At 60.6% G+C, this 21274-nt stretch carries 24 protein-coding genes and 1 pseudogene; 9 read left to right on the forward strand and 16 right to left on the reverse strand.

All coding sequences use genetic code 11. The features are described from left to right. The first annotated feature begins 14 nt into the window (after window positions 1–14). The gene (locus NKJ77_RS08330; protein WP_031203498.1) at window positions 15–491 is read left to right on the forward strand and encodes a plastocyanin/azurin family copper-binding protein; all 477 of its coding nucleotides are present in this window, start codon (window positions 15–17) and stop codon (window positions 489–491) included. Between the two features lie 180 nt (window positions 492–671). On the opposite strand, the gene NKJ77_RS08335 is transcribed toward NKJ77_RS08330, so the two are convergent. From NKJ77_RS08335 to NKJ77_RS08355, 5 genes are all read right to left on the reverse strand, one after another. Then, window positions 672–1262: an NAD(P)H-dependent oxidoreductase gene (locus tag NKJ77_RS08335; protein WP_023829812.1), complete on the reverse strand. Its 591-nt coding sequence runs from the start codon at window positions 1260–1262 to the stop codon at window positions 672–674. 30 nt (window positions 1263–1292) lie between these two features. Then, window positions 1293–1679: a hypothetical protein gene (locus NKJ77_RS08340; RefSeq protein ID WP_352519940.1), complete on the reverse strand. Its 387-nt coding sequence runs from the start codon at window positions 1677–1679 to the stop codon at window positions 1293–1295. An 86-nt stretch (window positions 1680–1765) separates the two neighbouring features. Then, window positions 1766–3019, reverse strand: a complete 1254-nt coding sequence (locus NKJ77_RS08345; RefSeq protein WP_352534823.1) for an MgtC/SapB family protein — start codon at window positions 3017–3019, stop codon at window positions 1766–1768. A 13-nt stretch (window positions 3020–3032) separates the two neighbouring features. Then, the gene (trxC, locus tag NKJ77_RS08350) at window positions 3033–3482 is read right to left on the reverse strand and encodes a thioredoxin TrxC (protein WP_352519942.1); all 450 of its coding nucleotides are present in this window, start codon (window positions 3480–3482) and stop codon (window positions 3033–3035) included. A 28-nt stretch (window positions 3483–3510) separates the two neighbouring features. After that, a complete protein-coding gene (locus tag NKJ77_RS08355; protein ID WP_352534825.1) occupies window positions 3511–5364 on the reverse strand; it encodes a heavy metal translocating P-type ATPase in 1854 nt (617 codons plus the stop codon). Between the two features lie 185 nt (window positions 5365–5549). Between NKJ77_RS08355 and NKJ77_RS08360 the strand changes: the two genes are divergently transcribed. Then, complete coding sequence (locus tag NKJ77_RS08360) at window positions 5550–6386, forward strand: universal stress protein (RefSeq protein ID WP_352534827.1); 837 nt, start codon at window positions 5550–5552, stop codon at window positions 6384–6386. Window positions 6387–6457: 71 nt separating this feature from the next. Here the strand turns inward: NKJ77_RS08360 and NKJ77_RS08365 are convergent, their stop codons facing one another. From NKJ77_RS08365 to NKJ77_RS08385, 5 genes are all read right to left on the reverse strand, one after another. Further along, window positions 6458–6904, reverse strand: coding sequence for a pyridoxamine 5'-phosphate oxidase family protein (locus NKJ77_RS08365; protein WP_023829806.1), 447 nt, complete (start codon window positions 6902–6904; stop codon window positions 6458–6460). Between the two features lie 11 nt (window positions 6905–6915). After that, the gene (locus NKJ77_RS08370; RefSeq protein ID WP_352534829.1) at window positions 6916–7644 is read right to left on the reverse strand and encodes a phosphoribosyltransferase; all 729 of its coding nucleotides are present in this window, start codon (window positions 7642–7644) and stop codon (window positions 6916–6918) included. Window positions 7645–7647: 3 nt separating this feature from the next. Next, window positions 7648–8139: a DUF2267 domain-containing protein gene (locus NKJ77_RS08375; RefSeq protein WP_352534831.1), complete on the reverse strand. Its 492-nt coding sequence runs from the start codon at window positions 8137–8139 to the stop codon at window positions 7648–7650. 61 nt (window positions 8140–8200) lie between these two features. Then, window positions 8201–9478: a 5-aminolevulinate synthase gene (gene hemA / locus NKJ77_RS08380; RefSeq protein ID WP_352534833.1), complete on the reverse strand. Its 1278-nt coding sequence runs from the start codon at window positions 9476–9478 to the stop codon at window positions 8201–8203. 272 nt (window positions 9479–9750) lie between these two features. Further along, window positions 9751–10575: a universal stress protein gene (locus NKJ77_RS08385; protein WP_352534835.1), complete on the reverse strand. Its 825-nt coding sequence runs from the start codon at window positions 10573–10575 to the stop codon at window positions 9751–9753. A 193-nt stretch (window positions 10576–10768) separates the two neighbouring features. Between NKJ77_RS08385 and NKJ77_RS08390 the strand changes: the two genes are divergently transcribed. Both NKJ77_RS08390 and NKJ77_RS08395 read left to right on the forward strand, forming a co-directional pair. Beyond that, complete coding sequence (locus tag NKJ77_RS08390; protein WP_352534837.1) at window positions 10769–11023, forward strand: hypothetical protein; 255 nt, start codon at window positions 10769–10771, stop codon at window positions 11021–11023. Next, window positions 11020–11379: a c-type cytochrome gene (locus NKJ77_RS08395; RefSeq protein ID WP_352849883.1), complete on the forward strand. Its 360-nt coding sequence runs from the start codon at window positions 11020–11022 to the stop codon at window positions 11377–11379. The genes NKJ77_RS08390 and NKJ77_RS08395 overlap by 4 nt, the downstream gene beginning before the upstream one ends. A 123-nt stretch (window positions 11380–11502) precedes the next feature. Here the strand turns inward: NKJ77_RS08395 and NKJ77_RS08400 are convergent, their stop codons facing one another. The 4 genes from NKJ77_RS08400 to NKJ77_RS08415 form a co-directional block, all read right to left on the reverse strand. Beyond that, window positions 11503–11889 (reverse strand): translational machinery protein, encoded by a 387-nt coding sequence (locus NKJ77_RS08400; protein ID WP_352534842.1) that lies wholly within the window; start codon window positions 11887–11889, stop codon window positions 11503–11505. 60 nt (window positions 11890–11949) lie between these two features. Continuing rightward, on the reverse strand, window positions 11950–12198 hold the full coding sequence (locus NKJ77_RS08405) for a lipoyl domain-containing protein (RefSeq protein ID WP_352534844.1): 249 nt from the start codon (window positions 12196–12198) through the stop codon (window positions 11950–11952). A gap of 375 nt (window positions 12199–12573) precedes the next feature. Continuing rightward, on the reverse strand, window positions 12574–13188 hold the full coding sequence (fixJ, locus tag NKJ77_RS08410) for a response regulator FixJ (RefSeq protein WP_352534846.1): 615 nt from the start codon (window positions 13186–13188) through the stop codon (window positions 12574–12576). Further along, window positions 13178–14731 carry a PAS domain S-box protein gene (locus tag NKJ77_RS08415; RefSeq protein WP_352534848.1) on the reverse strand — a complete coding sequence of 518 codons (1554 nt, stop codon included), beginning with the start codon at window positions 14729–14731 and terminating at the stop codon, window positions 13178–13180. Before NKJ77_RS08415 ends, fixJ begins: the two co-directional genes overlap by 11 nt. A 202-nt stretch (window positions 14732–14933) precedes the next feature. On the opposite strand from NKJ77_RS08415, the gene NKJ77_RS08420 reads away from it, so the two are divergent. The 5 genes and pseudogenes from NKJ77_RS08420 (at window position 14934) to ccmE (ending at window position 19812) form a co-directional block, all read left to right on the forward strand. Continuing rightward, complete coding sequence (locus tag NKJ77_RS08420) at window positions 14934–15746, forward strand: putative universal stress family protein (RefSeq protein WP_352534850.1); 813 nt, start codon at window positions 14934–14936, stop codon at window positions 15744–15746. Then, window positions 15746–18370 carry a magnesium-translocating P-type ATPase gene (mgtA, locus tag NKJ77_RS08425; RefSeq protein ID WP_352534852.1) on the forward strand — a complete coding sequence of 875 codons (2625 nt, stop codon included), beginning with the start codon at window positions 15746–15748 and terminating at the stop codon, window positions 18368–18370. Before NKJ77_RS08420 ends, mgtA begins: the two co-directional genes overlap by 1 nt. A 23-nt stretch (window positions 18371–18393) precedes the next feature. Continuing rightward, window positions 18394–18902 (forward strand): annotated as a pseudogene (locus NKJ77_RS08430) (NUDIX hydrolase). A 62-nt stretch (window positions 18903–18964) separates the two neighbouring features. Beyond that, entirely contained in the window at window positions 18965–19234 is a 270-nt protein-coding gene (locus NKJ77_RS08435) for a DUF6455 family protein (protein ID WP_352534854.1), read from the forward strand. A 134-nt stretch (window positions 19235–19368) separates the two neighbouring features. Continuing rightward, complete coding sequence (gene ccmE, locus NKJ77_RS08440; protein WP_352534856.1) at window positions 19369–19812, forward strand: cytochrome c maturation protein CcmE; 444 nt, start codon at window positions 19369–19371, stop codon at window positions 19810–19812. A 118-nt stretch (window positions 19813–19930) separates the two neighbouring features. On the opposite strand, the gene NKJ77_RS08445 is transcribed toward ccmE, so the two are convergent. Beyond that, a complete protein-coding gene (locus tag NKJ77_RS08445) occupies window positions 19931–20629 on the reverse strand; it encodes a CBS domain-containing protein (protein ID WP_352534858.1) in 699 nt (232 codons plus the stop codon). A 116-nt stretch (window positions 20630–20745) separates the two neighbouring features. Continuing rightward, window positions 20746–21213, reverse strand: coding sequence for a DUF2231 domain-containing protein (locus NKJ77_RS08450; RefSeq protein WP_352534860.1), 468 nt, complete (start codon window positions 21211–21213; stop codon window positions 20746–20748). Window positions 21214–21274: the final 61 nt, after the last annotated feature.

Here is a 21274-nt window from a genome sequence, read left to right on the forward strand (position 1 = left end):
AGGAGCATTTAGACATGAAGCCTTTCAAGACCGGACTGGTCCTCGTTCTATTAACAGCCTCGGCACCCGCCTTCGCCAACACGACCGTGAACGTCAAGCTATGGGACAAGGAAGGGGTGGTGAACGCCGATGCAAAAATGGGCATGGGCATGCCGGCCAACATGAGCATGGCAACCATGAGGGTCAAGCTGGACAAGACCTTCGTACCCGCAGGCAAGGTGACCTTTCAAGTCCAGAATACCTCCAAGGATACAGTCCACGAGATGATCGTCGTGCCGATCGCCGATGCCAAGAAGACAACCCTGCCATATGTGCCGAATGAAAATCGTGTCAACGAGGATGCGGCGGGCCATCTTGGCGAGGTTTCCGAACTTGATCCGGGCAAGACCGGATCTCTGACGCTCGACCTCAAGCCCGGCAGCTATGCCGTCTTTTGCAATATTCCGGGCCACTTTATGAACGGAATGTGGGCGACAATCCTGGTCAAGTAAGGCGCGCCTTGATGAGACGCCCGTCGCGCCAAGGTGTGGCGGGTTTCTCATTTCGCATGCGTATCCCCGCGTCATCCAAAACTCGCGCGATTTCCGGTTGGCGGCCGCATAAGCTCTGGCTTGTTTGTGGCTCCGGCAAAAGATGCCTTTGAACCGCTGTCCCGGCTTCTGGGTTACCAGCTAAAGCCCACGCTCACCAAGCGTGCGCATTTGTCCGATCCATTTCGCACGGGTCGCATCGTTGCCGCCAGCGACCATGCCGAACAAGGTCTCGTGCACAGGACTGATGCCGACAAAACGCAGAATGCTTCGTTTCATGCCCGCGATGCCGTGTCCGAGGAACCATAGCCGGTAAACAACGGAAGGCATGCCCATCGTAACCACGACGCGCGCAGAACGGCCGCGAAGCAGCGTCTTGGTGAATCCACCGCCCTTGTCCGGGTAGGCAAAAGCCGTTCCCGGCCGCATCACCTGTTCCAGGAATGCCTTGAGCATGGCCGGCATGGTTCCGAGCCATAGCGGGAAGACAAAGACAATGTGCTCGGCCCAAACGATCGATTGGGCGGCGTCCTTGAGGCTGTCGGGCACAGCACCGTGCTCAAACTCCTGCATCGTGCGTAGCATCGGAAAGTCGAGTGCTGCCAGATCGACCCGTCGGACGGCGTGCCCCGCCCTTTCCGCGCCCTCGGCATAGGCGTTGGCAAGACCGCGGCAGAGCCGGTCGGGGGATGGGTCGGGATGGCCGACCACAATCAGGATGCGTCGTGACATGGTCTTCTCCCAGGGAGCTTGGCGTTGCTGTCAGGGCCGCTCGACCCTTGCTACCTGGTAGGTGTGCATGGCGCCGTTGCGCTCGATCGACACATATTCACCGGTCACGAACCGTTCGTCGCCGAGATGGAAGCCGATTTCGTCATCGCGGTCGCCTTCCGCGTAGTCGAAATACCACTGTCCGCCGGGCTTGCGCCTCAGCCGGCCGATCAGATCCTGCTCGCCAGTGCGAAACCGGCGAACACGGCAGGAGGCGCTGTGCGATTTCCACTCTTCCGCATCGATCCGCCCTTCGCCGGTCAATGGAGCCAGCACGTCATAGCCCTCCTCGCGGTTCCCTTCCGGATGGCCTTTCTCGCGCGCGAGCAACAGCCGGACATGGCGGAATTTCGGGGTGAGATCTTTTTGATTGGTCATTGCGAACTCCTTTTCATGGAGTCCCATAGAACGGTGTCAGGGCCTGGCCATTGATCCGCATCAAAGATGGATCGAGAACAACGCTTCTATCCAGGAGCAAGCAACAAAAGGGCGCAGATACCAAGGGTGACGGCGATGAGAGTTGCGACGGCCATTGGCAACCAGAACCTGACCGGCCCGGCAAATACCGCAAGCGACAGGCGACCAATGGCGTTTGCCGCCAGTGCCGCGAGCACGGCCTGGCCCACGGTCTCGACGGAGACGGAATGCTTGACCAGGCGCAGCGCGCCAAGCACCGAAACATCGACATCGAATGCGCCGGCCAGCGCCGAGCTCGCCAGCAAACCGCGCCCACCGAATTGAGCGGCCAGCCCCGCACTCGCGGTCGCGACGATGGCGAAGAGCAAGGCGAAGAGCAGCAACGGGCCCAGTTCGAATGGATTGCGCGCGATCGCGCTGCCTTCACCGTTCCCGCTGTCGCGAGACAGCAGCAACGCGCCGCAGACAGCGAAGGCGAGCGCCGCGGCAATCGCCGGAATGGCGACCGATGCGAGCACGCTTGGCTCGACGATCAGAACCACGGCGCATACGCGGAGCACTGAAACCATTGCAGCCAGGGATGCCGCCCCGGCGAGCGGTAGCGGATTGCTTGCCGATGCGGCATTGCGGGCAAGCGCCAAGGTCACCGCTGTGGAAGAGACGATTGCACCGGTGAGCGAACTGACCAGCAGACCACGCGTGTTGCCCAGTATGCGAACAGCCACGTAGCCGGCGAACGAAATCGAGGCCATCAGCACCGTCAGGAACCAGACCTCCCAGGGATTGAAACCGCCCCATGGGTCCATTGTCCGGTTTGGCAGCAGGGGCAAGATGATTGCCGTCATCACCGCCAGGATCAGCGCCGAGCGCAGTTCGACCCATGTCAGGCGCTTCAGAAGGCCGTGCAGGACTTCTCGGCTGGCCAGGATTGCCGCCAGTGCCGCCCCACCGGCAGCGGCAGCCCGATAATCGCCGGCGACCGAAAGCGCACCAAGCGCAAAAACGCCAAGGCCAGCGATCACGCTGGTGACGCTGAAATCCTCGTCATGGGCAGCCTCACGCGCCTTGTACCAAGCGAAGATTGCCGCAAAGGCGATGAAACCGCCGACCAGTACGGATACTGCGCCGAGTGCGTTGGCGAGTGCGGCGAGCACGCCGCCAAGCAGGCCGGATATGCCGAATGTCCGGATGCCGGCTGTGCGAGTGCGAGCGGGTGCATCCCGCTCCTGCCAGCCACGCTCCAAGCCGACAAGCAGACCTATTGCGAGGGCAAGTCCGAGCCGGGCGATGAGCGGATCCATTGGCCGGCGACGTTCAGGCGGCAACCGTCGGCAGGCGGTCGCGAACCCACCTGACGATCTGGCCTGCCGTCATTGCGCCGGATGTGCGCGCAATCTCGCGTCCGCCATGAAAGAGGATCATGGTCGGGATGGCTCGAATGCCAAACTTCGCCGCAACGGCCTGCTCATTGTCGGAATTGAGTTTGATCAGGCGGACATGCGGCTCAAGTTCATTTGCTGCCGCCTCATAAGCCGGAGCCATCATCTTGCAGGGGCCGCACCATGGTGCCCAGACGTCGACGACAACTGGAAGGCTGCTGCGCCCGATCTGATTATCGAAGATCGCGGCATCGACATCTTCGGGATGTCCCGAAAAAAGCCTGTTCCCGCACTTTCCGCATTTCGCCTCCATGGCATTGCGGCCTAGTGGCAGGCGGTTGACCCCACCGCATTTGCTGCAAACCACCAGATTCTGCTGTGCCATGGCAATTCACCGATCAACTGTTCGTCCACTATGCGCGCCACCGATGGCCATCGCCAAGGCTGCGCAGCGCGTTCAGGATGACCGCCACGTCAATCCCTTCCTGCAGCAGCGCTCCGGCAACCGGGGTAATCTGCCCCATGGCCGCCGCGATCATTGCCAGCCCCGACAGCGCCAGCCCGGCAATGATGCTTTGCAAGGCGATCGATCGCGTTCGCCGTGCAATCCGAACTGCATCGGCGACCGGCTGCAGCCTGTCGGTCAGTACGATGACGTCAGCCGCCTCGGAGGAGGCGGTCGCACCACGTGCGCCCATGGCAATACCGACCGTTGCGGCCGCAAGGGCAGGGGCATCGTTGATGCCGTCGCCGACCATCATCGTCGGTGCCACGGACTTCTCGGCTTCGACCGTCGCGACCTTATCGGCAGGGGTCGCATCGGCGACTATGGCGTCGAGGTTGAGCAACGCGGAAATGCGCTTGGCAGCCACGGCGTCGTCACCTGTGAGCATGATCATGCGCCCAATGCCAGCGGAGCGCAGCTTGCCGAGTGCATCACGCGCATCAACACGCAGGGCGTCGCCCAACGTGAAAACACCGGCAAGCCGTCCGCCTAGTGCTACAAAAACCCTGAGCACCGGCTCTTCCCGGTATTTCTCCTCGCCGCTTTTCGCCCAGCCGGGCAGCGGCTTGTCGGCGAGCACGAGATCCCGCGACCCCGCGGTGACCGAGATGTTGTCGACCCGGCCCTTCAGGCCCGCACCGCGACGCTCGTGGACATCACGCGGATGCGAAAGCGTCAACTGCTTGCCACGCGCCGCCCGGATAATTGAGTCGGCGAGCACATGGTGCGAGGCCTGTTCCAAAGACGCGAGTAGCCGCAGCAGATTGTCGGGGTCGCGACCGGTCGCCACTTCGATTTCGATGAGCTCAGCTCCGCCGATGGTCAAGGTCCCCGTCTTGTCGAAGATTGCGGTCCGGACTTGTGCAAGCGCCTCCAGAGCCGCGCTGCCTTTCATCAGAACGCAGCTGCGGGCCGCCCGTGACACGCCGCCGATGAAGGCAACGGGCGCAGCAAGGATAAGCGGACAGGGCGTCGCGACGACCAGCACGGCCAATGCTCTAATCGGATCGCCAGACATGTACCAGGCGCCACCGGAGACAAGCAGAGTCGCTGGCAATAGGAGCAGCGCGAAGCGGTCGGCCATGCGGATGAAAGGCGCTTTCACGGTCTGCGCTGCAGCAACCATGCGAACGATCGCTGCGTAGGTGCTCTGCTCGGACTGAGCAGAGGCCCGCATCCTGAAGGTCTCGCCCGCATTGATGGTGCCGCTGCGGAGCATATCGCCCGCTGTCCGCCTTTCCGGCAGCGGTTCTCCGCTCACGGCGGACTCGTCGAGAGAGGCCGAATCATCAAGCAGGATGCCATCGACGGGAAGCAGTTCGCCGGCCCGAACCAATAGCTCGTCGCCCACGGCAACGTCTTCAACGGAGATGGTCTCGGTCTCCAGCTTTGACGTTCGATGGGCGACACGCGGTGACCGGTCGGTCAAGGCCTTGAGGTTGCGTTCCGCGCGGCCGCGGGCAAAATCCTCAAGCACCGTGCCGCCGGCATACATGATTGCCACCACCACGGCCGCCAGGGGTTGTCCGAGCAGAAGCGCGGCGGACATCGATACCAAGGCAATCGCATCGACGCCGAAGCGGCCGATCCAGAAATCACGCAAAATGGAAATCGCGAGAGCTGCCACCACGGGCAAGGTGGCCACCGTCCAGATCATGTCGGCTTCAAAGGGGCCGAGCCTGGTTCGCCAGACCCCTAAACCAATGGCGAGGCCCAGGATGGCGATGACCAGCAATGTGCGTCGTAGAGTAGACTCGTTCATCCGATGTCTTCCGATCTGGTCGATGCTCGCCAATTTTAGCCACCGCCGACCGGCGCGTCGAACTCGGGCAACAGCTAATCGCGAGAACTGGAGAACGCTTTGATTCAGCGCAATGAACGCCCCAACCCCTCTCGCTTACGCTTCAGCATCAACTGAACCTTCACTCGAACTGAGGAGTTGCTGCTGTGACTTTCAAGACGCTGCTTACGGTTACCGGACCGAACCAGGGGGAGGGCGATCTGAAGCTCGCCGCTGACTTGTGCGAACAAATCGGTGCCCATCTCTCCGTGCTCGTTCTCGAGCTGGCCGCACCGCCCTCGGGTGTTGAATATGGTGCTGTCGTCTCACCGGCCTGGCTGGAGGAGCGTCAGGCCGAGATCAAGAGGCTCAAGAAGAGAATTTCCGACGTCGCTGGCTTTCTCTCCAAAACCGGGGTATCGGCTGATCTGAGCGACGACTATCCCGACACGGGATGGGCGGACGATGTTGTTGGCAGACGTGCCCGCTACGCCGATCTGACCATTCTGGGACCAGATCTGCTGGCAAGCCATGCGCTGAAGGACAAAGTCATCGAGGGCACGCTGTTCTCGTCGGGGAAGCCCATTCTGCTCTTTCCCGATGGCTCGCGCCCGACCCTTAAACCAAAACGCATCCTGGTCGCTTGGGACGCCCGCCTTGAGTCATCGCGCGCCGTCCGCGAGTCGCTCGATATGTTGAAGGGCGCCGAAGAGGTTCACCTCGCTATGGTCGACCCGATCGAGGACGAGTTCCATCACGGTGCGGAGCCGGGGGCAGATGCCGCTGCCTATCTCGCCCGGCATGGCGTGAAGGTTACTGTCGAACGACTGCCGAGCGCGAACCATTCGGTCGCCGACGTGCTTCGCCAGCGTGCCGGCGACATGGCTGCCGAGCTCCTGGTCATGGGCGCCTATGGACACTCCCGGCTGCGCGAGCGGATTTTTGGCGGGGTGACCAAGTCGATGCTTGAGGGCTCGTCAGTGCCTGTGTTGATGGCGCGATAGCAGTTCAACAGGAGAAAAGCCGGCGCAGATTGCGCCGGCCCTTTGCATTCTCGCAAGATCCGATGGGACGACTACTCGCTCGCTTCCCGGCCGGACACCTGTTCGACCAGGATCCGAAAGAAGACGTGCGGTGCACTGTCGGCTGTGGGAGGAGTGACGGGCTTGAGTGCACCAGGTTCCCACCAGTCGGTATGCTTGCTCAACAACGACCAGGCATGGTCCCGCTCAAGCTTGTGACCGATGTGGTCAGGCAGTTCTTCGTATCGGCCATCGGCAACCACGCTTCTCCATCCTCGGCCCTGGCCATGTTCGTCGACCTGGAGGGACACCAGCGGATTGACTCGCATCCATTCGATCTTCTTGCCCGGCATTGAAAATGCATAAAGATGAGCATCTGAATGGGCGTAGTAGAGGGGCACGACATAAGGCTGCCTGTCCTTCGCGCATGCCAGGCGGCCAACGCGATTGGCCGTCAGAATCTTGGTGCATTCCAAGGCAGAAAGTGTTCGGACCAGCATGGGGTGATCTCCTATGTCTCTGGGTTGTTCCGTGGCATTGATTTCGTGGCGACTTTCGAACCGGCTGCGTGTTGCGCACTGAGGTGTTGCCTGTCGGTTTGCGACCGGACAGCCTCGCCCATGGCAGCGACGACATCACCGTCCGAGAGCTGAGGAAACCGGATGTAATGGTAGCTCAGGGCACGGAACTGTCCTGGTTGACTTAGGCAAACCACACGATCCGCTTCGCGTGCCAGTTCAGCGACCGTCTCTTGCGGCGAAACAGGAACTGCCACGATGATTTCCCTGGGTGACCGGCGCTTGATGGCGCGGATCGCGATTTTCATGGTTGTACCCGTCGCGGCCCCGTCATCGACGATGATCGCGGTCTTTCCCGCGATCGAGATCGGTTTGGTCTTCCCTCGATAGGCAGCGCGCCGGCGTTCGAGTTCTGGACGCTCATTTGCAATCAACACGCGTAGCTCGCCTCGATCGAGCGCATAGGCCTCGACGATCTCCCGGTTCAACACGACCTCCCCGGGGTCGCCATCGACGATTGCTGCAACAGCCAGCTCGGGATTACCTGGGGCGCCGACCTTGCAGACGATAAGCAGATCAAGAGGAGCGTTGAGAATCTTTGCCGCTTCCACAGCGACAGGCACGCCGCCACGCGGCAAGGCCAGTATGATGGGGTGATGCAATTGAAGCCTGCCGAGCTCCAGGCCGAGCTTCACTCCAGCGTCTTCGCGGTCGCGAAACATCGGTCAATTCACCGGCCACAGGTTGCGCAGTGACTTCTTCATCGAGTTCCTGACCTGGACGATCTCACCATGCGAAATGTGACGATCGAGGAGCTTGAATACCGCGTTGATGGCGACGTCGAAGTCGATCTCGTCATCGTAGCCAAAACTGTTCCTGACGCTGAGAATAAAGTCGCGCTTCGTGCGTTCACACGCAGGCGCAGATGGCTTCCAGCCTTCGAAGTAGATGCCACGAACCAGAACAGGCAGCTGCGCTGACAGATCAGCCATTTCCGCTTGAGACAACCAGTCGCGCACCGAGTGCAGAACGCATCGCAGGAGGCGGCAGGAGCTCGGTTCGCTCCAGGAGAGATCGCCGGCAAGCTCCCTGACCCATTGCTGGGCCTGCTGGGCAGCGTGCGTGAAGTCAGCGAAGGATGTGTGAGAATTATGGCCCATGATGAAGCTCCTCGAAGATTTGAACTTCATTCTCAGGCATCGAAGGGCGTTGAGCATTGAGCAGGATCAAATTGCTCGAGGCACAGGAGATGAAGGCCGCTTGAGCAGCCGGCAGCTTTCAGCCGCCCGACTTCGGCACCAGCAGGGGAACAATCCGATCGCTCTTTGCGACAGCGGGCCGTCCGGCGGAGCCGTAGGCAATGCCCAGCGCATCCCATGTCTCGACCAGCGCGTCCTGCAGTCCCGCAATCAGCGCATCGGTATGGAACGGCGTCGGCGTGATGCGCAGCCGCTCTGTGCCGCGCGGCACGGTCGGGTAGTTGATCGGCTGGATGTAGATGCCGTGCACGCCGAGCAGGCGGTCGCTGGCCATCTTGCAGAGTTCGGGGTCACCGACCAGCACCGGCACGATGTGTGTCGGCGACTCCATCACCGGCAGGCCGGCGGCAGACAGAACCTCCTTGGTCCGCGACGCCTGGCGCTGCTGCGCATCGCGTTCTGCCTGCGAGCGCTTCAAATGGCGGATGGAGGTGGTGGCGGCGGCGGCGATCGCCGGCGGCAGCGCCGTGGTGAAGATGAAGCCCGGCGCATAGGAGCGCACCGCGTCGATGATTGCGCTGTTGCCGGCGATATAGCCGCCCAGCGTGCCGAACGCCTTGGCCAGCGTGCCTTCGATGATGTCGATGCGGTCGGCCAGCCCCTCGCGCTCGGTGATGCCGCCGCCGCGCGGTCCGTACATGCCGACGGCATGGACCTCGTCGATATAGGTCATGGCGTTGTAGCGTTCGGCCAGTTCGACGATCTGCTTGATCGGCGCAATGTCGCCGTCCATCGAATAGACGCTCTCGAACACGATCAGCTTGGCGCGTTCGCGGCCCGCCGCCTGCAGCAGGCTTTCGAGATGCGCGACGTCGTTGTGGCGGAAGATCTTCTTTTCGGCGCCCGAGCGCCGCACGCCCTCGATCATCGAGGCATGGTTGAGCTCGTCCGAAATGATCAGGCAGTTGGGCAAAAGCCGCGCAATGGTCGAAATCGAGGCCTCGTTGGAGACGAAGCCGGAGGTGAAGACGAGCGCGGCTTCCTTGTCGTGCAGGTCGGCCAGTTCCAGCTCAAGCTCGACCAACGGGTTCGAGGTGCCGGAAATGTTGCGGGTGCCGCCGGCGCCCGAACCCATCTTGCCGGCCGCGTTCTGGAAAGCGGCGATGACATCGGGGTTCTGGCCCATGCCGAGATAGTCGTTGGAGCACCAGACGGTGATTTCCTCGGCGCGGCCGTTGGAACGCCAGATAGCGCGCGGAAACTTGCCGACAATGCGCTCGAGATCGGCGAAAACCCGGTAGCGCCGCTCGGCGTGGAGCTGGTCGATCGCTTCCTCGAAGAACCGCTGATAGTTCATGTCGGCAATCCCTATGGCTGTTGAGCAATCCGTGGTGCCGCTGCACCATCCCGCCGCCTGGATTTTCATCCGTTGGCGCAAGGACAGTGTGGCGGCCCCTTACCAAGTCTTGTCGTCTGCATGATGATCGCTCTGCGCGCCCGCGTTTGCCCGCGGTATCTTGCGCCCTCAAATCACCGGCTACGCTCAAGTTGGCAGGGTTAATGTAGCTGTTCGCCGGAAAGGCCAACCTTGATCCATGTCAACGTCAGGGAGCCAAGACGGCTTTTTGCTCAGTTCGAGATGAAGCGGTGCAACGATCCGCTGCGCAGCACTGAGCGCGTGACGCCGCCAAAGGTCATTTCACGGACACGGCTGTGGCCATAGCCACCCAGGACAATCAGATCAGCGGCATTCTCCCTACCAATCTGGAGGAGCAGGTCCGCCGGCTCGGAGCGGTGCGCATCCAAAACTTCCGATCTCGCCTTCACCCCGTGGCGCACCAGGAAGCGCTCGACGTCCGCAACATCGTCCGGAGGCGCGGCGTTTCCCCGGTTTACGGAGACGACCACAACATTTCTGGCCTCGACCAGAAGGGGCATTGCGTCGACGACAGCGCGGCGTGCTTCCCGCGTATCGTTCCATGCTATCAGGATGCTTTCAGCTCTGATCGGGGCAGAGGTTTCCGACGCCACAAGTATCGGGCGGCCGGCTGCAAGAATGAGACTTGCCGGATCCAGCATACGATGGTGGTCGACGATCAGGTCAACCGCCGGCGAGCCAGTTAGGATCAGGTCGGCGGCACGCGCATTGAGTGCGAGCTGGCGAGTAGGATTTCCTATTTCTCCGCGCCACGAGGCACGATTGCTGCCGTTAACCGTGCTCAGGAATTCCTCTCTCAAACAGTTGAGGCGGCCCTCTATCTCCTCCACCTGACACCACAACGCCTTGGTCGCGGCCTGGTCATCGGTGCCGGTTGGCATGACAAAATGCGGCTCGGCTGCACAGAATCCGATCAGATCGGCATTATGTCGTTGAGCAAGATCCCAAGCCATGGAGATGCGTGGCGCGGCGATGGTGTCCACGTCCAGTTGAACCATGATCGTCTTGAAAGCCATCGCGGTAGCCCCTTTGTGTTCAACCGAGCTAGCCACGCAGAACGGGCAGCGACCTTGATGCGTGTCAAACGCGAGAACGATATCGGTGGGCCCGATAGCATCTGTTGATCCGGATCAACGACTTGGCGACGAACAGTGTTAGCGTCGCATGGCGAACACTTTTGTTTGCACCAATCACAATGGAGTGCCGATCATGCTGACCCATCCCCGACCGTCGCAATTCGGCATGCAACTGTTGCCGATGATGGAGACCGGCCGGAAGGCCCTTCTCGCTGCGGCGTCCCTTCAGGCCCATGCTTTCAAGGCAATGATGCGCTATCACTTTGAAGCGCTGGGGTTTCTGAAACATCGCTACGAGCAGGATGCAAAGCTGCCGGTGATCTTATCGCCGGCGCCGAGTTTAACGACGCCTTCGACATCTTCTCCACTTTCCTGCAGAATGCCATGAGCAGAAATCTAGGCAAAGGGCGTCGCTGGCTGCGGTGGTTTCGATCGGTTTGCGCCCCTGCGGTGGTGTTGGTTGGTTCCGTGCTGCCCGCACAGGCCAACAACCTGACGGAACGCGGTCATGCCTTGGTCGAGTTCAATTGTGCCCGCTGCCACGCCATTGGAAAAACCGATAAAAGCACCCATCCCGACGCACCGGCATTTCGCACCTTGTCGAAGCGCTATCCGATCGCGGATCTCGAGGAAGCTCTCGCCGAGGGAATTTCGACCGGCCATCCGGACATGCCCGAATGGGTTGCGAGCCCTGACCAGATCGAGGCGATAATCGCTTACATCGGCAGCTTGCAGCAACCGTGATCGAGGTCAAAGGCGCAGCGACCGAACGAGCCTGACGGATCGCTGCGCGATCGGAGTTCATCCAAGCCGCTCTGTACCATGCAATCGACCTCGCAGGCTCCATCAGAGCAACTCCAGACGGAGCTAGGGCAACATCCGGTCAGCGGCACGGAAGAACGTCCGCGCATGCGCCACGATCTCGGCCTCTGTAGGATGATCCACCGGTTCAACACCGAAAATGCGGTCCTTCAAGTGCGCATGGTGGTCGCGGATATGCTTGGCCAGTTCATCCTTTGCCGATCCTGGTCCCACGATCAGCCATTCCTTGGCCGGCTGCAGGGCGTTGACCACATCGTGGTAGAAGGCATCGTTTTCCGGCGCACGCTTGCCGTCGATGCTGCCTGCCTTGTTATGGGTCTGATGATGCGCCAGCGTGGCGGCAAGCCTCATGCTTTCGGCTGACTCACGGTTGAAGAAAAACACCTTGGCTTCGCGATGGTCGAGCCAGGCGACGGCATTTTGGGTCTGCATGTCTTAACGTCCTTGAGTTATTGTTGATGAGTGCAATTGTCGCCGTGAGGGGTCGAAGCCTCACGCGGATTGGAACTCCAGCGTTGCCAGGATCGAGCCGGGTTCGATGACGGCATTTGCTGCGGCGACAATCGTGGCGCGGCCACCTGCCGGCGCGACAATCTCGTGAAGCGCTTCTTCGACGCGAACTTCGGCTATTCGCTCGCCGGCCTTGATCGTGTCGCCGCTGGCAATGAACCAACGCTCCAGTATGCCCTCGGGCAACATACTGGACGCCCACAGCGCCTCGTCGACCTTGATGTACTGCATCGCAATTCTCCTTTGAATGGAACGATAGACTGCTCGACGGGAGCGTCCTTGATCACGATCAAGGCAGGGTGCCGTCTTGCGGAGAAAAGTTCAGCAATTCTTGAAAATGATCCAAGTCAAAGCGCGCCGCGCTGTTTCCGTCAAAGCTATGACGATGTGGAACCCAATCCTAAGCGCACCGTATGGTCGCGACCTCGAACTCGCCGTCTTCGACGAAGAGGGGACGCATGCACTGGTATTTTCGTGCGTAAGGAGTCGAGAAGGCTGGAAGAACGCCACCACCGGCGCCCGTGTTGACATCCGGCCGACGCACTGGCGCGAGTGGAGGTCTGAGAAGGTTCAGGCCAGAACTGGCAATCCTTTAGAAGGTTCTCCCTAGGGTCTGGATTCCACGATCAACGCCATGCGCACAAGATGTGACAGACTGCCTGCGCCCATCTTGCTCATAACGTTGGCCCGATGGATCTCAACGGTGCGCGGGCTGATGCCGAGGTCATAGGCGATCGTCTTGTTCGGCAGACCCGAGACAAGCCCGTCCAGCACCTGCCGCTCGCGTTCTGACAAGGTCGTCAGACGCCCGCGGATTTCCGCGGACTGCGGATGCGCTGCATTGACCTGGTTGCGGTTGGCCAGCGCGGAGCGGATCGCTTCGATCAGCATTTCGTCGTCGAACGGCTTTTCGATAAAATCGGAAGCGCCTTCCTTCATCGCTTGCACGGCCAGCGCCACATCGGCATGACCCGTCATCACAATGACCGGAATGGTATGCCCGCGGGCTCTGAGTTGGCGCAGGAACTCGATGCCGTCTATCCCTGGCATTCTTACGTCGGTGACAATGCAGCCGTCGAGACTGCCCGTCGCCGTCGACAGAAACGCTGTGGCCGATTCGTGCAGGCGCACGGCGAAGTCCGCTGTGGCCAGAAGAAAACCGAGCGACTTGCGAACATCGACGTCGTCGTCGACCACGTGGACCAAATCACTATCGGCCATTGGAGACCTCTTCCTTCTCAACGATGCGCAAGGTGAAGCGGAAAGCGGTTCCGCCGGTCGGCATTGCCTCGGCCCAGATATGACCACCGTGCGATTCTACGATCGTGCGGCAAATGGAGAGGCCGACGCCCATGCCTTGCTTCTTGGTGGTGACGAATGGCTGGAACAGTTGGGCGGAAATCTCCGGCGCGAGACCGGCCCCGGTGTCGATGACGCTCACCTCCGCCATCCCGTCGGCGCGCGCAATAGTCGTGACCAGCAGTTCGCGTCGCGGCGCGTCTTGCATGGCTTCGACAGCATTGCGCATTAGGTTCAGCAGAACCTGCTGGATCTGGATGCGATCGGTTAACACCAGTTCGGCAGCAGGATCGAGCTTGTAGCTGACAAGGACATTTATCTCCCTTGCCCCGACCAGGGCCAGCGACGAGGCCTCTTCGATGAGCGCCGGCAGCCGTTCGACCTGACGCTCGCTTTCGCCTCTTGCAACGAAGTCTCTTAGATGGCGAATGACGTTTCCAGCCCGCAGCGCCTGCTCAGCGGCCTTTTCCACGGCATCCCGCAGGATGGGCGCATTCTCTTCGGTGCTTTTCTCGAGCAGCCGACGACTGCCCTTCAAATAGTTGGTGATGGCCGTCAGCGGCTGATTGATCTCGTGAGCAAGGGTCGAGGCCATTTCGCCAAGTGCTGTAAACCGCGCCATATGGAGAAGCTCCTGCTGCTGCTCCTGAATTCTAGCTTCTGCCCGATGGCGTTCGGTCAGATCGCGGCAAAAGCCGGTAAAGAAGCGTCCGGTTCCCGGATGCATCTCGCCGACGGAAAGCTCCATCGGGAAGGTCGTGCCATCCTTGCGTGCCCCGGTAACGGTGCGCCCGAGCCCGATGATCCGGCGCTCGCCCGTCGTCAGGTAGCGAAGAAGATAGCCATCATGCTCATCGCGGTAGGGCGCAGGCATCAGCATTTTCACGTTTTGGCCAATGACCTCACCTGACTGATAGCCAAACAATGTTTCGGCGGCTGTGCTGAAGGATTGGATCCCGCCTTGCTCATCGATGACGACCATTGCATCCGGCACTGTTGCCAGGATCGATCGTAAATGGTCCTCACGCAGCCGAAGAGCTGCGTTTGCAAAGGAGAGTTCGCTGACATCCGTGCCTTCGATGAAGATCGCGGTGATACGGCCATCGTCGGACTTGATGGGCTGATAGACGAAATCAAGGATGCGCTCTTCGAGCGGCCCGTCGGCTTGGTTGCGAAGGCCAACCTTAACCCCGGCGCCCCTGAAGGGTTTGCCGGTCGTGTAGACCTGGTCCAGATGTTCGAAAAACTCATGTCCTTCGAGTTCGGGAAAGGCGTCCCGGACTGACTTTCCAATCACCTGCCTGTTGCCGATCAATCGCTGATAGGCGGCATTGGTTAATTCGAAAACGTGACCCGGCTCGCGCATGAGCGCGATGAAGCCCGGAGCCTGATCGAACATCCGCGACAAGAGGGCTTTCAGTGTCGTCCCACCGGGCGACAAACTGAGCGCTTCGTCTTTGATCACCTGAAATTCCTGGGTTCGAGACGGTGCTACCGGGGCTACCTATCACTTCTCGTCGCACAGGCAAAACAGATCGCGACGGCGGTTCCGCAAGAGATTCCGTTGGTAGGCGCAATTGGCGGGGTCTTTGACGCGCGTCAAGGCACCGGACGCTGACGAATGCGACTCATCACGCATAGCGCCGCTCCAGCGAAAGGCACCCGCAATGTCCTACAAGTCAATTATCATGAACCTTGCCATTGATGCGAACCCAGCACCCGTTGTTCGGGTGGGGATAGAGCTCGCCGAACGATTTGGGGCCCATCTGATCGGCTTGGCGGCGGCGGATGTCCCGCCTCTGGTCGCGACAGGCGACGGCATGGTCTACGAGGGCGAGGTCATGCAGATCCAGCGAACGGAAATCGAAAAGCGGCTCGCTGAATTGCGTGACGTGTTCGAGACGCTTGTCCCAGCTTCGATCACAAGCGAATGGGAGCAAGCGGTCTGCAGTCCGACCCGCCTTCTCAGTGCAAAAGCGGTCGCGGCCGATCTCATCGTAACCGGCGGCGTTGATGGAGACAATGTATTTCGCGCCGTGGATATCGGCAGCCTTGCACTCGGGACGGGGCGGCCAGTATTGGTCACTGCCAGCAATATCGAGCATATCCGCGCGAAAACCGTGCTGGTTGCCTGGAAGGACACCAGGGAGGCACGGCGGGCGATAGCCGATGCACTGCCGTTCCTGGCCAAGGCGAACGAGGTTGTCGTCGCCACAATTGACAACAGTCGTGACGAGAGCATTCGTAACAGCCTCGACGATGTCGCCGCCTTTCTTGGGCACCATGGCATCAAGGCGCGAACCGAGTTGATCGCCGGCGAGGCTGATGGCGCCCGGCTGCTGACTTTCGCACGCTCGATTCACGCGGACCTGATCGTTTCGGGCGCCTACGGCCACAGCCGCTTGCGGGAATGGGCGTTTGGCGGCGTCACCCGCACGCTCATCGAAGAGAGCGGCATCAGCCGCTTCATGTCGTATTGATGACAGGCGAAGCTGACCAGCAATCCGTGCCGCCGGACGGCGCCGCTTATTGGTCGATCGAGACCGATGACCTCCTGCGGAGCCTCGAGACGTCGCCATCCGGGCTTGCCGCCTCCGAGGCCGCATCGCGGCTCGTAAAATTCGGTCGAAACACACCGGCGTCGACGTCGAGCGCGTCGGCCTTGGCAGTGTTTGCCCGCCAGTTCCGGAGCCCGCTGGTCCTGATCCTCATTTTCGCAGCCGGTGTGTCGGCCTTTGTCGGTGAGGGTCAGGAGGCCGCGATCATCGGCGCAATTGTGCTGGCAAGCTGCGTCCTGAGCTTCACCCAGGAATATGGCGCGTCGCGTGCGACAGAAGCGCTGAAAAAGCGCATTTCGCGCAAGGCCATTGTGCTGCGTGACGGCGTCGAATGCTCGGTTGCTGCCGAAGACATCGTGCCGGGCGACGTCATCCGGCTTTCAGCAGGAAATCTCATCCCTGCTGACGGTATCATTCTGGACGCACGCGATTTCAATATCAGCGAGGCCGTGCTGACCGGCGAAACCTTTCCCGTGGTGAAGGCACCGGGGCAGTCGGCGCCAGAGGCTTCGCTTTCGCAGCGCAGCAATGTGGTCTTCACCGGCACATCGGTGCGCAGCGGTACTGCAACCGTGCTTGCGGCGGCGACAGGCGCCCGCACCGAATTCGCATCGATCGCCGCAGCCCTGGAGCGAAAAATCCCGGAAACGGGCTTTGCCCGGGGGATCAGACAGTTCGGCTATCTGATGACCGAGATCCTGCTGGCGATCGTCATCCTGGTGTTCTTCGCCAACCTGATGCTGCACCGACCGTTGATTGAATCGCTACTGTTTTCGCTGGCACTGGCGGTTGGCCTCACGCCGGAACTGCTTCCGGCCATCATCAGTGTGACGTTGGCCAGAGGGGCTCGCGCGATGGCGGCCAATGGCGTCATCGTGCGCCGTCTCGACGCCATCGAAAATCTGGGCAGCATGGACCTTCTATGCACCGACAAGACCGGCACACTGACGGAAGGCGTCATCCATCTCGACGGTTGGCTCGATGTCGACGGCAATGCGTCAGCCGGCATCCTGCTGTGGGCACGTCTCAACGCGACGCTGCAGACCGGATTGAAGAACCCGCTGGACGAGGCGATCGCCGGTGCGCCGGGCGAGGGAGGGTCATTGCCTGCCTTCACGAAGGTCGATGAGATCCCCTACGATTTCATCCGCAAGCGTCTATCCGTCATTGTGCGGAGCACCGATGACCTTCTGATCACCAAAGGCGCCGTACAGAATGTCCTCGAAATCTGCGCGTTCGTCCACACAGCCAAGGGGTTGGAACCCCTTGATGCAACGCACCGTGCGGCGATCGACGACAAATTCCGGCGCTGGAGCGCGGACGGCTACCGCGTGCTGGGTGTTGCGATCCGACGATTTGAGAGCCGGAAAACGTTCAGCAGGAAAGACGAAATCGATCTCGCCTTCGCGGGCTTCCTGCTTTTCCTCGACCCGCCTAAGAAAGGCGTCAAGGAGACACTTGCAGAGCTCGCCCGTCGCGGCATCGCGGTAAAGGTCATTTCGGGCGACAACCGCTACGTTGCCGCGCATCTTGCCCAGGCGGTCGGCCTGCGAGCCGACAGGATCATGACCGGCGAGGAGCTGTCGAAATTGACGAAGAGCGCGCTCTTTGCGGGCGTGCAGCACACCGACCTCTTCGTCGAGATCGATCCCAACCAGAAGGAGCGCATCGTTCAGGCATTGCGAAGCAGGGGCCATGTGGTTGGTTACCTTGGCGACGGCATCAATGATGCGCCCGCCCTCCATGAGGCCGATATTGGTATCTCAGTCGACAGCGCTGTCGATGTCGCGCGCGAGGCCGCCGATATCATCCTTCTCAAGCAGGATTTGGGCGTGCTCGTGCGCGGCGTCGACGATGGCCGCAAGACATTTGCCAACACGATGAAGTATATTTCGATCACCACCAGCGCCAATTTCGGCAATATGATCAGCATGGCTATTGCCTCGCTTTTCCTGCCTTTCTTGCCGCTTCTGGCAACGCAGATCCTGCTCAACAATTTCCTTTCCGACGTTCCTTCTCTCGCCATCGCAAGCGACAATGTGGATTCAGACCAGCTGCGCCGGCCGCGCCACTGGGACATCCGTTTTGTGCGGCGGTTCATGATCAGCTTTGGCCTGGTCAGCTCGCTGTTCGATTTCGCCACGTTCGCGTTCCTGCTGTTTGTCGCGCACGCCACGGCGGCTGCCTTCCAGACCGGCTGGTTTGTCGAATCGTTGCTGACAGAGCTTGCGATCGTGCTCATTGTGCGCACACACAGAGCTTTCTGGACAAGCCGTCCGAGCCCGTTGCTCGCCTGGCTTACGTTGGCTGTCGGGGTTGTCGCGATCATGATCCCCTATCTGCCGTTTGCTGCCTGGTTCGGCTTCGTGCCTTTGCCGCTGCCCGTGCTTGCCGGGCTTGTTGCTATCACCGCGCTCTATCTCCTGGCCTCGGAGGCGACCAAGCGTTGGTTCTTTGGACGGGAGAGCCGCCAGTCGCACCGGTGGAGTTCGGGTCAGCTGATCAATGGAGAGCCCAAGCCTCGTTTGGCCTATCGGAGATCATAGGCCATGTCGGGAGCCTTGAAGCGATGATGAAAAGAAGCGCGGGCATTCTGCCTTATCGTAGATCGAACAAGGGGCTGCAGGTGCTGCTTGTCCATCCAGGCGGCCCCTTCTGGCAAAGCCGCGATCATGGCGCCTGGTCCATCGCCAAGGGCGAGTACGACGAAGGCGAGTTGCCAGAAGCCGCCGCGCGCCGTGAATTCAGGGAAGAGACAGGTTGGGAGGCCAAGGGGCCTTGCTCAATCTGGGTGAGCAGCGCCAGCGAAAGAGCAAACTCATCACTGCTTTCGCGCTTGAACGCGATTTCGACACCGCGACGTTGCGCAGCAACATGTTTGAGATGGAATGGCCACGACGCAGCGGCCGCGTGCAGTCGTTTCCCGAGGTGGATCGCGGTGAATGGCTGGATCTAGATCTGGGCCGGACAAAACTGCTTGCCGGTCAGCAGCCCTTCCTCGACCGCCTTGTCGCTTCTGTCGAGCGCGGCATGCTCCCTTTCGAAGGCTCTGAGGTTGGCAAGGATGCCGCCTCTTGATCGAGATCAACGCCACCTGCCGCCAACATGGCAATAATGGCGAGTAGGCAGGAGTGATCAATATGACCTTTCTCGATTACCTGATTTCGGTCGATGCCAGAACGGCTCTGATGGCTCGCATGATGCGGACGGTCGGCGTCGACAGACATTTGAAGGTCGTGGCAGACCATGCCGCAGTCACCAATCGGGCGGTGAACCGCTGCCGTGCCTGCGGCCATCAGGACGAATGTATGACCTGGCTCGATGAACACGAGCATGCGAGCGAGCCACCGGACTATTGCCACAACCGTGACCTGATTGCCCGGTTGCAACACGTATCTGGCGAGCGATAGCGGCTCCTACACAGGACGCGGCCGCTCGACGGACGTCACCGCTCAATTGCAGCACTGCTGTGAATGATGACAAAACCAATGGATTTAACGCCGACGCCGCTGCGTTTGGCGTGGCGGCGCCGGAGTAACCTGCCGTGACCCGCAAGCAGAAGCGACTGTCTGTGATCATCGGAGGGCTGGCCTTCCTCGGCGCGGCCACCGGGTTGACCTTTTATGCGCTCGGCCAGAAAGCCTCCTATTTCTACATGCCAGCCGAGCTGACCACTGCCAGTGTGCAGCCCGGCCAGCGCATCAGGCTGGGCGGTTTGGTCGAGAAAGGTAGTATCACCCGCGGGCAGGGCGCAACCGTCGCCTTCTCGGTCACCGACACGCAAAAATCGGTCAAGGTCACCTATATCGGTATCCTTCCTGATCTGTTCCGTGAGGAGCAGGGCGTCATCACCGAGGGCTCCTTCAATCCGGATGGCGTATTCGTCGCAGACAGCGTTCTGGCGAAGCATGACGAGCGCTATATGCCCAAGGATGTGGCCGACGGACTCAAGGCCAAGGACGTCTGGCAAGAAAGCAACGGTGAGTAGCCTGGTGATTGTAAAAGTCGCCGCTCAGCGCGACACTAATCGGTCGCAGCCAGTGGCTCGGCCGCCAGCCTGGTTTACACCGATCGCGCGGTGCGTCCGCGACGCACGGTTCCCCAGCTCAGGAAACCAGCAGCACGGACATCGGCCCGGCGCAGAAGAGATTGTCCTTCACCATCTTGACGCCGGCGACGTTTTCCGCGGCGACAATGGCCGCCTGGCGCTGGCGTTCGTCGAATATGGCGCCACTCAGTTCGACCGCGCCATTTTCCACGACGACGCCGATCAAATCGGCATTGGCCCATTTCTGTGCCGAGAACTCCGCGACAATTCTCTGCCGGATCTCGTTGTCGCTGGCGGCGTTTGACGCCGCGCTTGTCGAAACGCGCAACAGCGCGCGGAGCAGATCGGAGCGGGCAATCATGCCAACGACCATTCCATGCTCGACGATCGGGATGCGTTTGACGCGGTGCTTGATCATCAGTTCGACGATCTGCTCGATCGACGCGGTGGGAGGCGCGGTCAGGACGCTGTCGCTCATCACCTCCTCGACCAACCGTCCATTGGCGAGGACATACTCCTGGGCAAGGCTTCCCGGGCCAACCAGAAACTCCAGCCAGCGTGGGCGCTTGCGCTGCGTGCCCAGTTCCCTGCGGCGAAGAAAATCACCTTCGCTGACGATCCCCATAAGAGAACCGTCGCTGCGAATGACGGGAAGGCCGCTGATCTTGTTGGTGAGCATCAATCCGGCCGCCTCGGCGATCGATGCGGACGGATCTATTGCGATGACCGACTTGCTCATTATGGCTTCGGCTTGCATGTCGCTCTCCGGAGTTTCCAATTCTCCGACTTCTTAAAAGACACATGCAGGAAGGGCCTTGATCTGGATCATTTTGCTCTCAAGGCAAATGGTCCAAAGGAAGGTCGGCATTCCCGTCAACCAGCGATCGCGGCCTTGGCGACATTCACGCCAAGTTCGTAGACAAGCAGTCCACCATAGTAGGCCGTCGCCGTGACCAGCACCGCTCCGCCGATTTCGATCAAAGGGATGGCGATCGTTACAGCCCGAAACTCGCGATTCCGTATCCAAAGCGCGAGCCGCACAAGTCCCCAAATCAGGAAGGCAAAGGCGGTGATACCCCCCAGGCTTTCGTGGATTTCTGCGATATCGCTGCTGAAGCCGGCCGCTTCGGCGTGATCCAGGGCAAGACCGCCGAAGAACCAGGTCCCAATGGCGAACACTCCGGCAGCCAGGGCCACAAACGTAGAGATGGTGCCGGCGCCCGATTTCCTGGTGACGGCGCTGCCACCAGCCAACGCCACAAGGTCGATAGCCGCGAGCGTGTAGATCAGAACAATAGGAAAATGAACAAGAACGGGGTGGATGTGTTGAATGGGGACCACGAAAACTCTCCGGAGATTGGCAGGGGATCTTGGATAATTGCCGGCCTTGCAGCGAGCCTTG

Source organism: Mesorhizobium sp. M0052 (assembly GCF_040323255.1).
Classification (GTDB): domain Bacteria; phylum Pseudomonadota; class Alphaproteobacteria; order Rhizobiales; family Rhizobiaceae; genus Mesorhizobium.

Coding starts and splice junctions, on each gene's coding strand:
- NKJ77_RS08355 (WP_352534825.1), bottom strand. CDS start 5,364: ATGAACGAGTCTACTCTACGACGCACATTGCTGGTCATCGCCATCCTG.
- NKJ77_RS08400 (WP_352534842.1), bottom strand. CDS start 11,889: ATGCAGACCCAAAATGCCGTCGCCTGGCTCGACCATCGCGAAGCCAAG.
- NKJ77_RS08420 (WP_352534850.1), top strand. CDS start 14,934: ATGTCCTACAAGTCAATTATCATGAACCTTGCCATTGATGCGAACCCA.
- NKJ77_RS08345 (WP_352534823.1), bottom strand. CDS start 3,019: ATGGATCCGCTCATCGCCCGGCTCGGACTTGCCCTCGCAATAGGTCTG.
- NKJ77_RS08330 (WP_031203498.1), top strand. CDS start 15: ATGAAGCCTTTCAAGACCGGACTGGTCCTCGTTCTATTAACAGCCTCG.
- NKJ77_RS08335 (WP_023829812.1), bottom strand. CDS start 1,262: ATGTCACGACGCATCCTGATTGTGGTCGGCCATCCCGACCCATCCCCC.
- fixJ (WP_352534846.1), bottom strand. CDS start 13,188: ATGGCCGATAGTGATTTGGTCCACGTGGTCGACGACGACGTCGATGTT.
- NKJ77_RS08365 (WP_023829806.1), bottom strand. CDS start 6,904: ATGCTGGTCCGAACACTTTCTGCCTTGGAATGCACCAAGATTCTGACG.
- mgtA (WP_352534852.1), top strand. CDS start 15,746: ATGACAGGCGAAGCTGACCAGCAATCCGTGCCGCCGGACGGCGCCGCT.
- hemA (WP_352534833.1), bottom strand. CDS start 9,478: ATGAACTATCAGCGGTTCTTCGAGGAAGCGATCGACCAGCTCCACGCC.
- NKJ77_RS08395 (WP_352849883.1), top strand. CDS start 11,020: ATGAGCAGAAATCTAGGCAAAGGGCGTCGCTGGCTGCGGTGGTTTCGA.
- NKJ77_RS08340 (WP_352519940.1), bottom strand. CDS start 1,679: ATGACCAATCAAAAAGATCTCACCCCGAAATTCCGCCATGTCCGGCTG.
- NKJ77_RS08445 (WP_352534858.1), bottom strand. CDS start 20,629: ATGCAAGCCGAAGCCATAATGAGCAAGTCGGTCATCGCAATAGATCCG.
- NKJ77_RS08385 (WP_352534835.1), bottom strand. CDS start 10,575: ATGGCTTTCAAGACGATCATGGTTCAACTGGACGTGGACACCATCGCC.
- NKJ77_RS08405 (WP_352534844.1), bottom strand. CDS start 12,198: ATGCAGTACATCAAGGTCGACGAGGCGCTGTGGGCGTCCAGTATGTTG.
- NKJ77_RS08370 (WP_352534829.1), bottom strand. CDS start 7,644: ATGTTTCGCGACCGCGAAGACGCTGGAGTGAAGCTCGGCCTGGAGCTC.
- NKJ77_RS08375 (WP_352534831.1), bottom strand. CDS start 8,139: ATGCTCAACGCCCTTCGATGCCTGAGAATGAAGTTCAAATCTTCGAGG.
- NKJ77_RS08435 (WP_352534854.1), top strand. CDS start 18,965: ATGACCTTTCTCGATTACCTGATTTCGGTCGATGCCAGAACGGCTCTG.
- NKJ77_RS08390 (WP_352534837.1), top strand. CDS start 10,769: ATGCTGACCCATCCCCGACCGTCGCAATTCGGCATGCAACTGTTGCCG.
- trxC (WP_352519942.1), bottom strand. CDS start 3,482: ATGGCACAGCAGAATCTGGTGGTTTGCAGCAAATGCGGTGGGGTCAAC.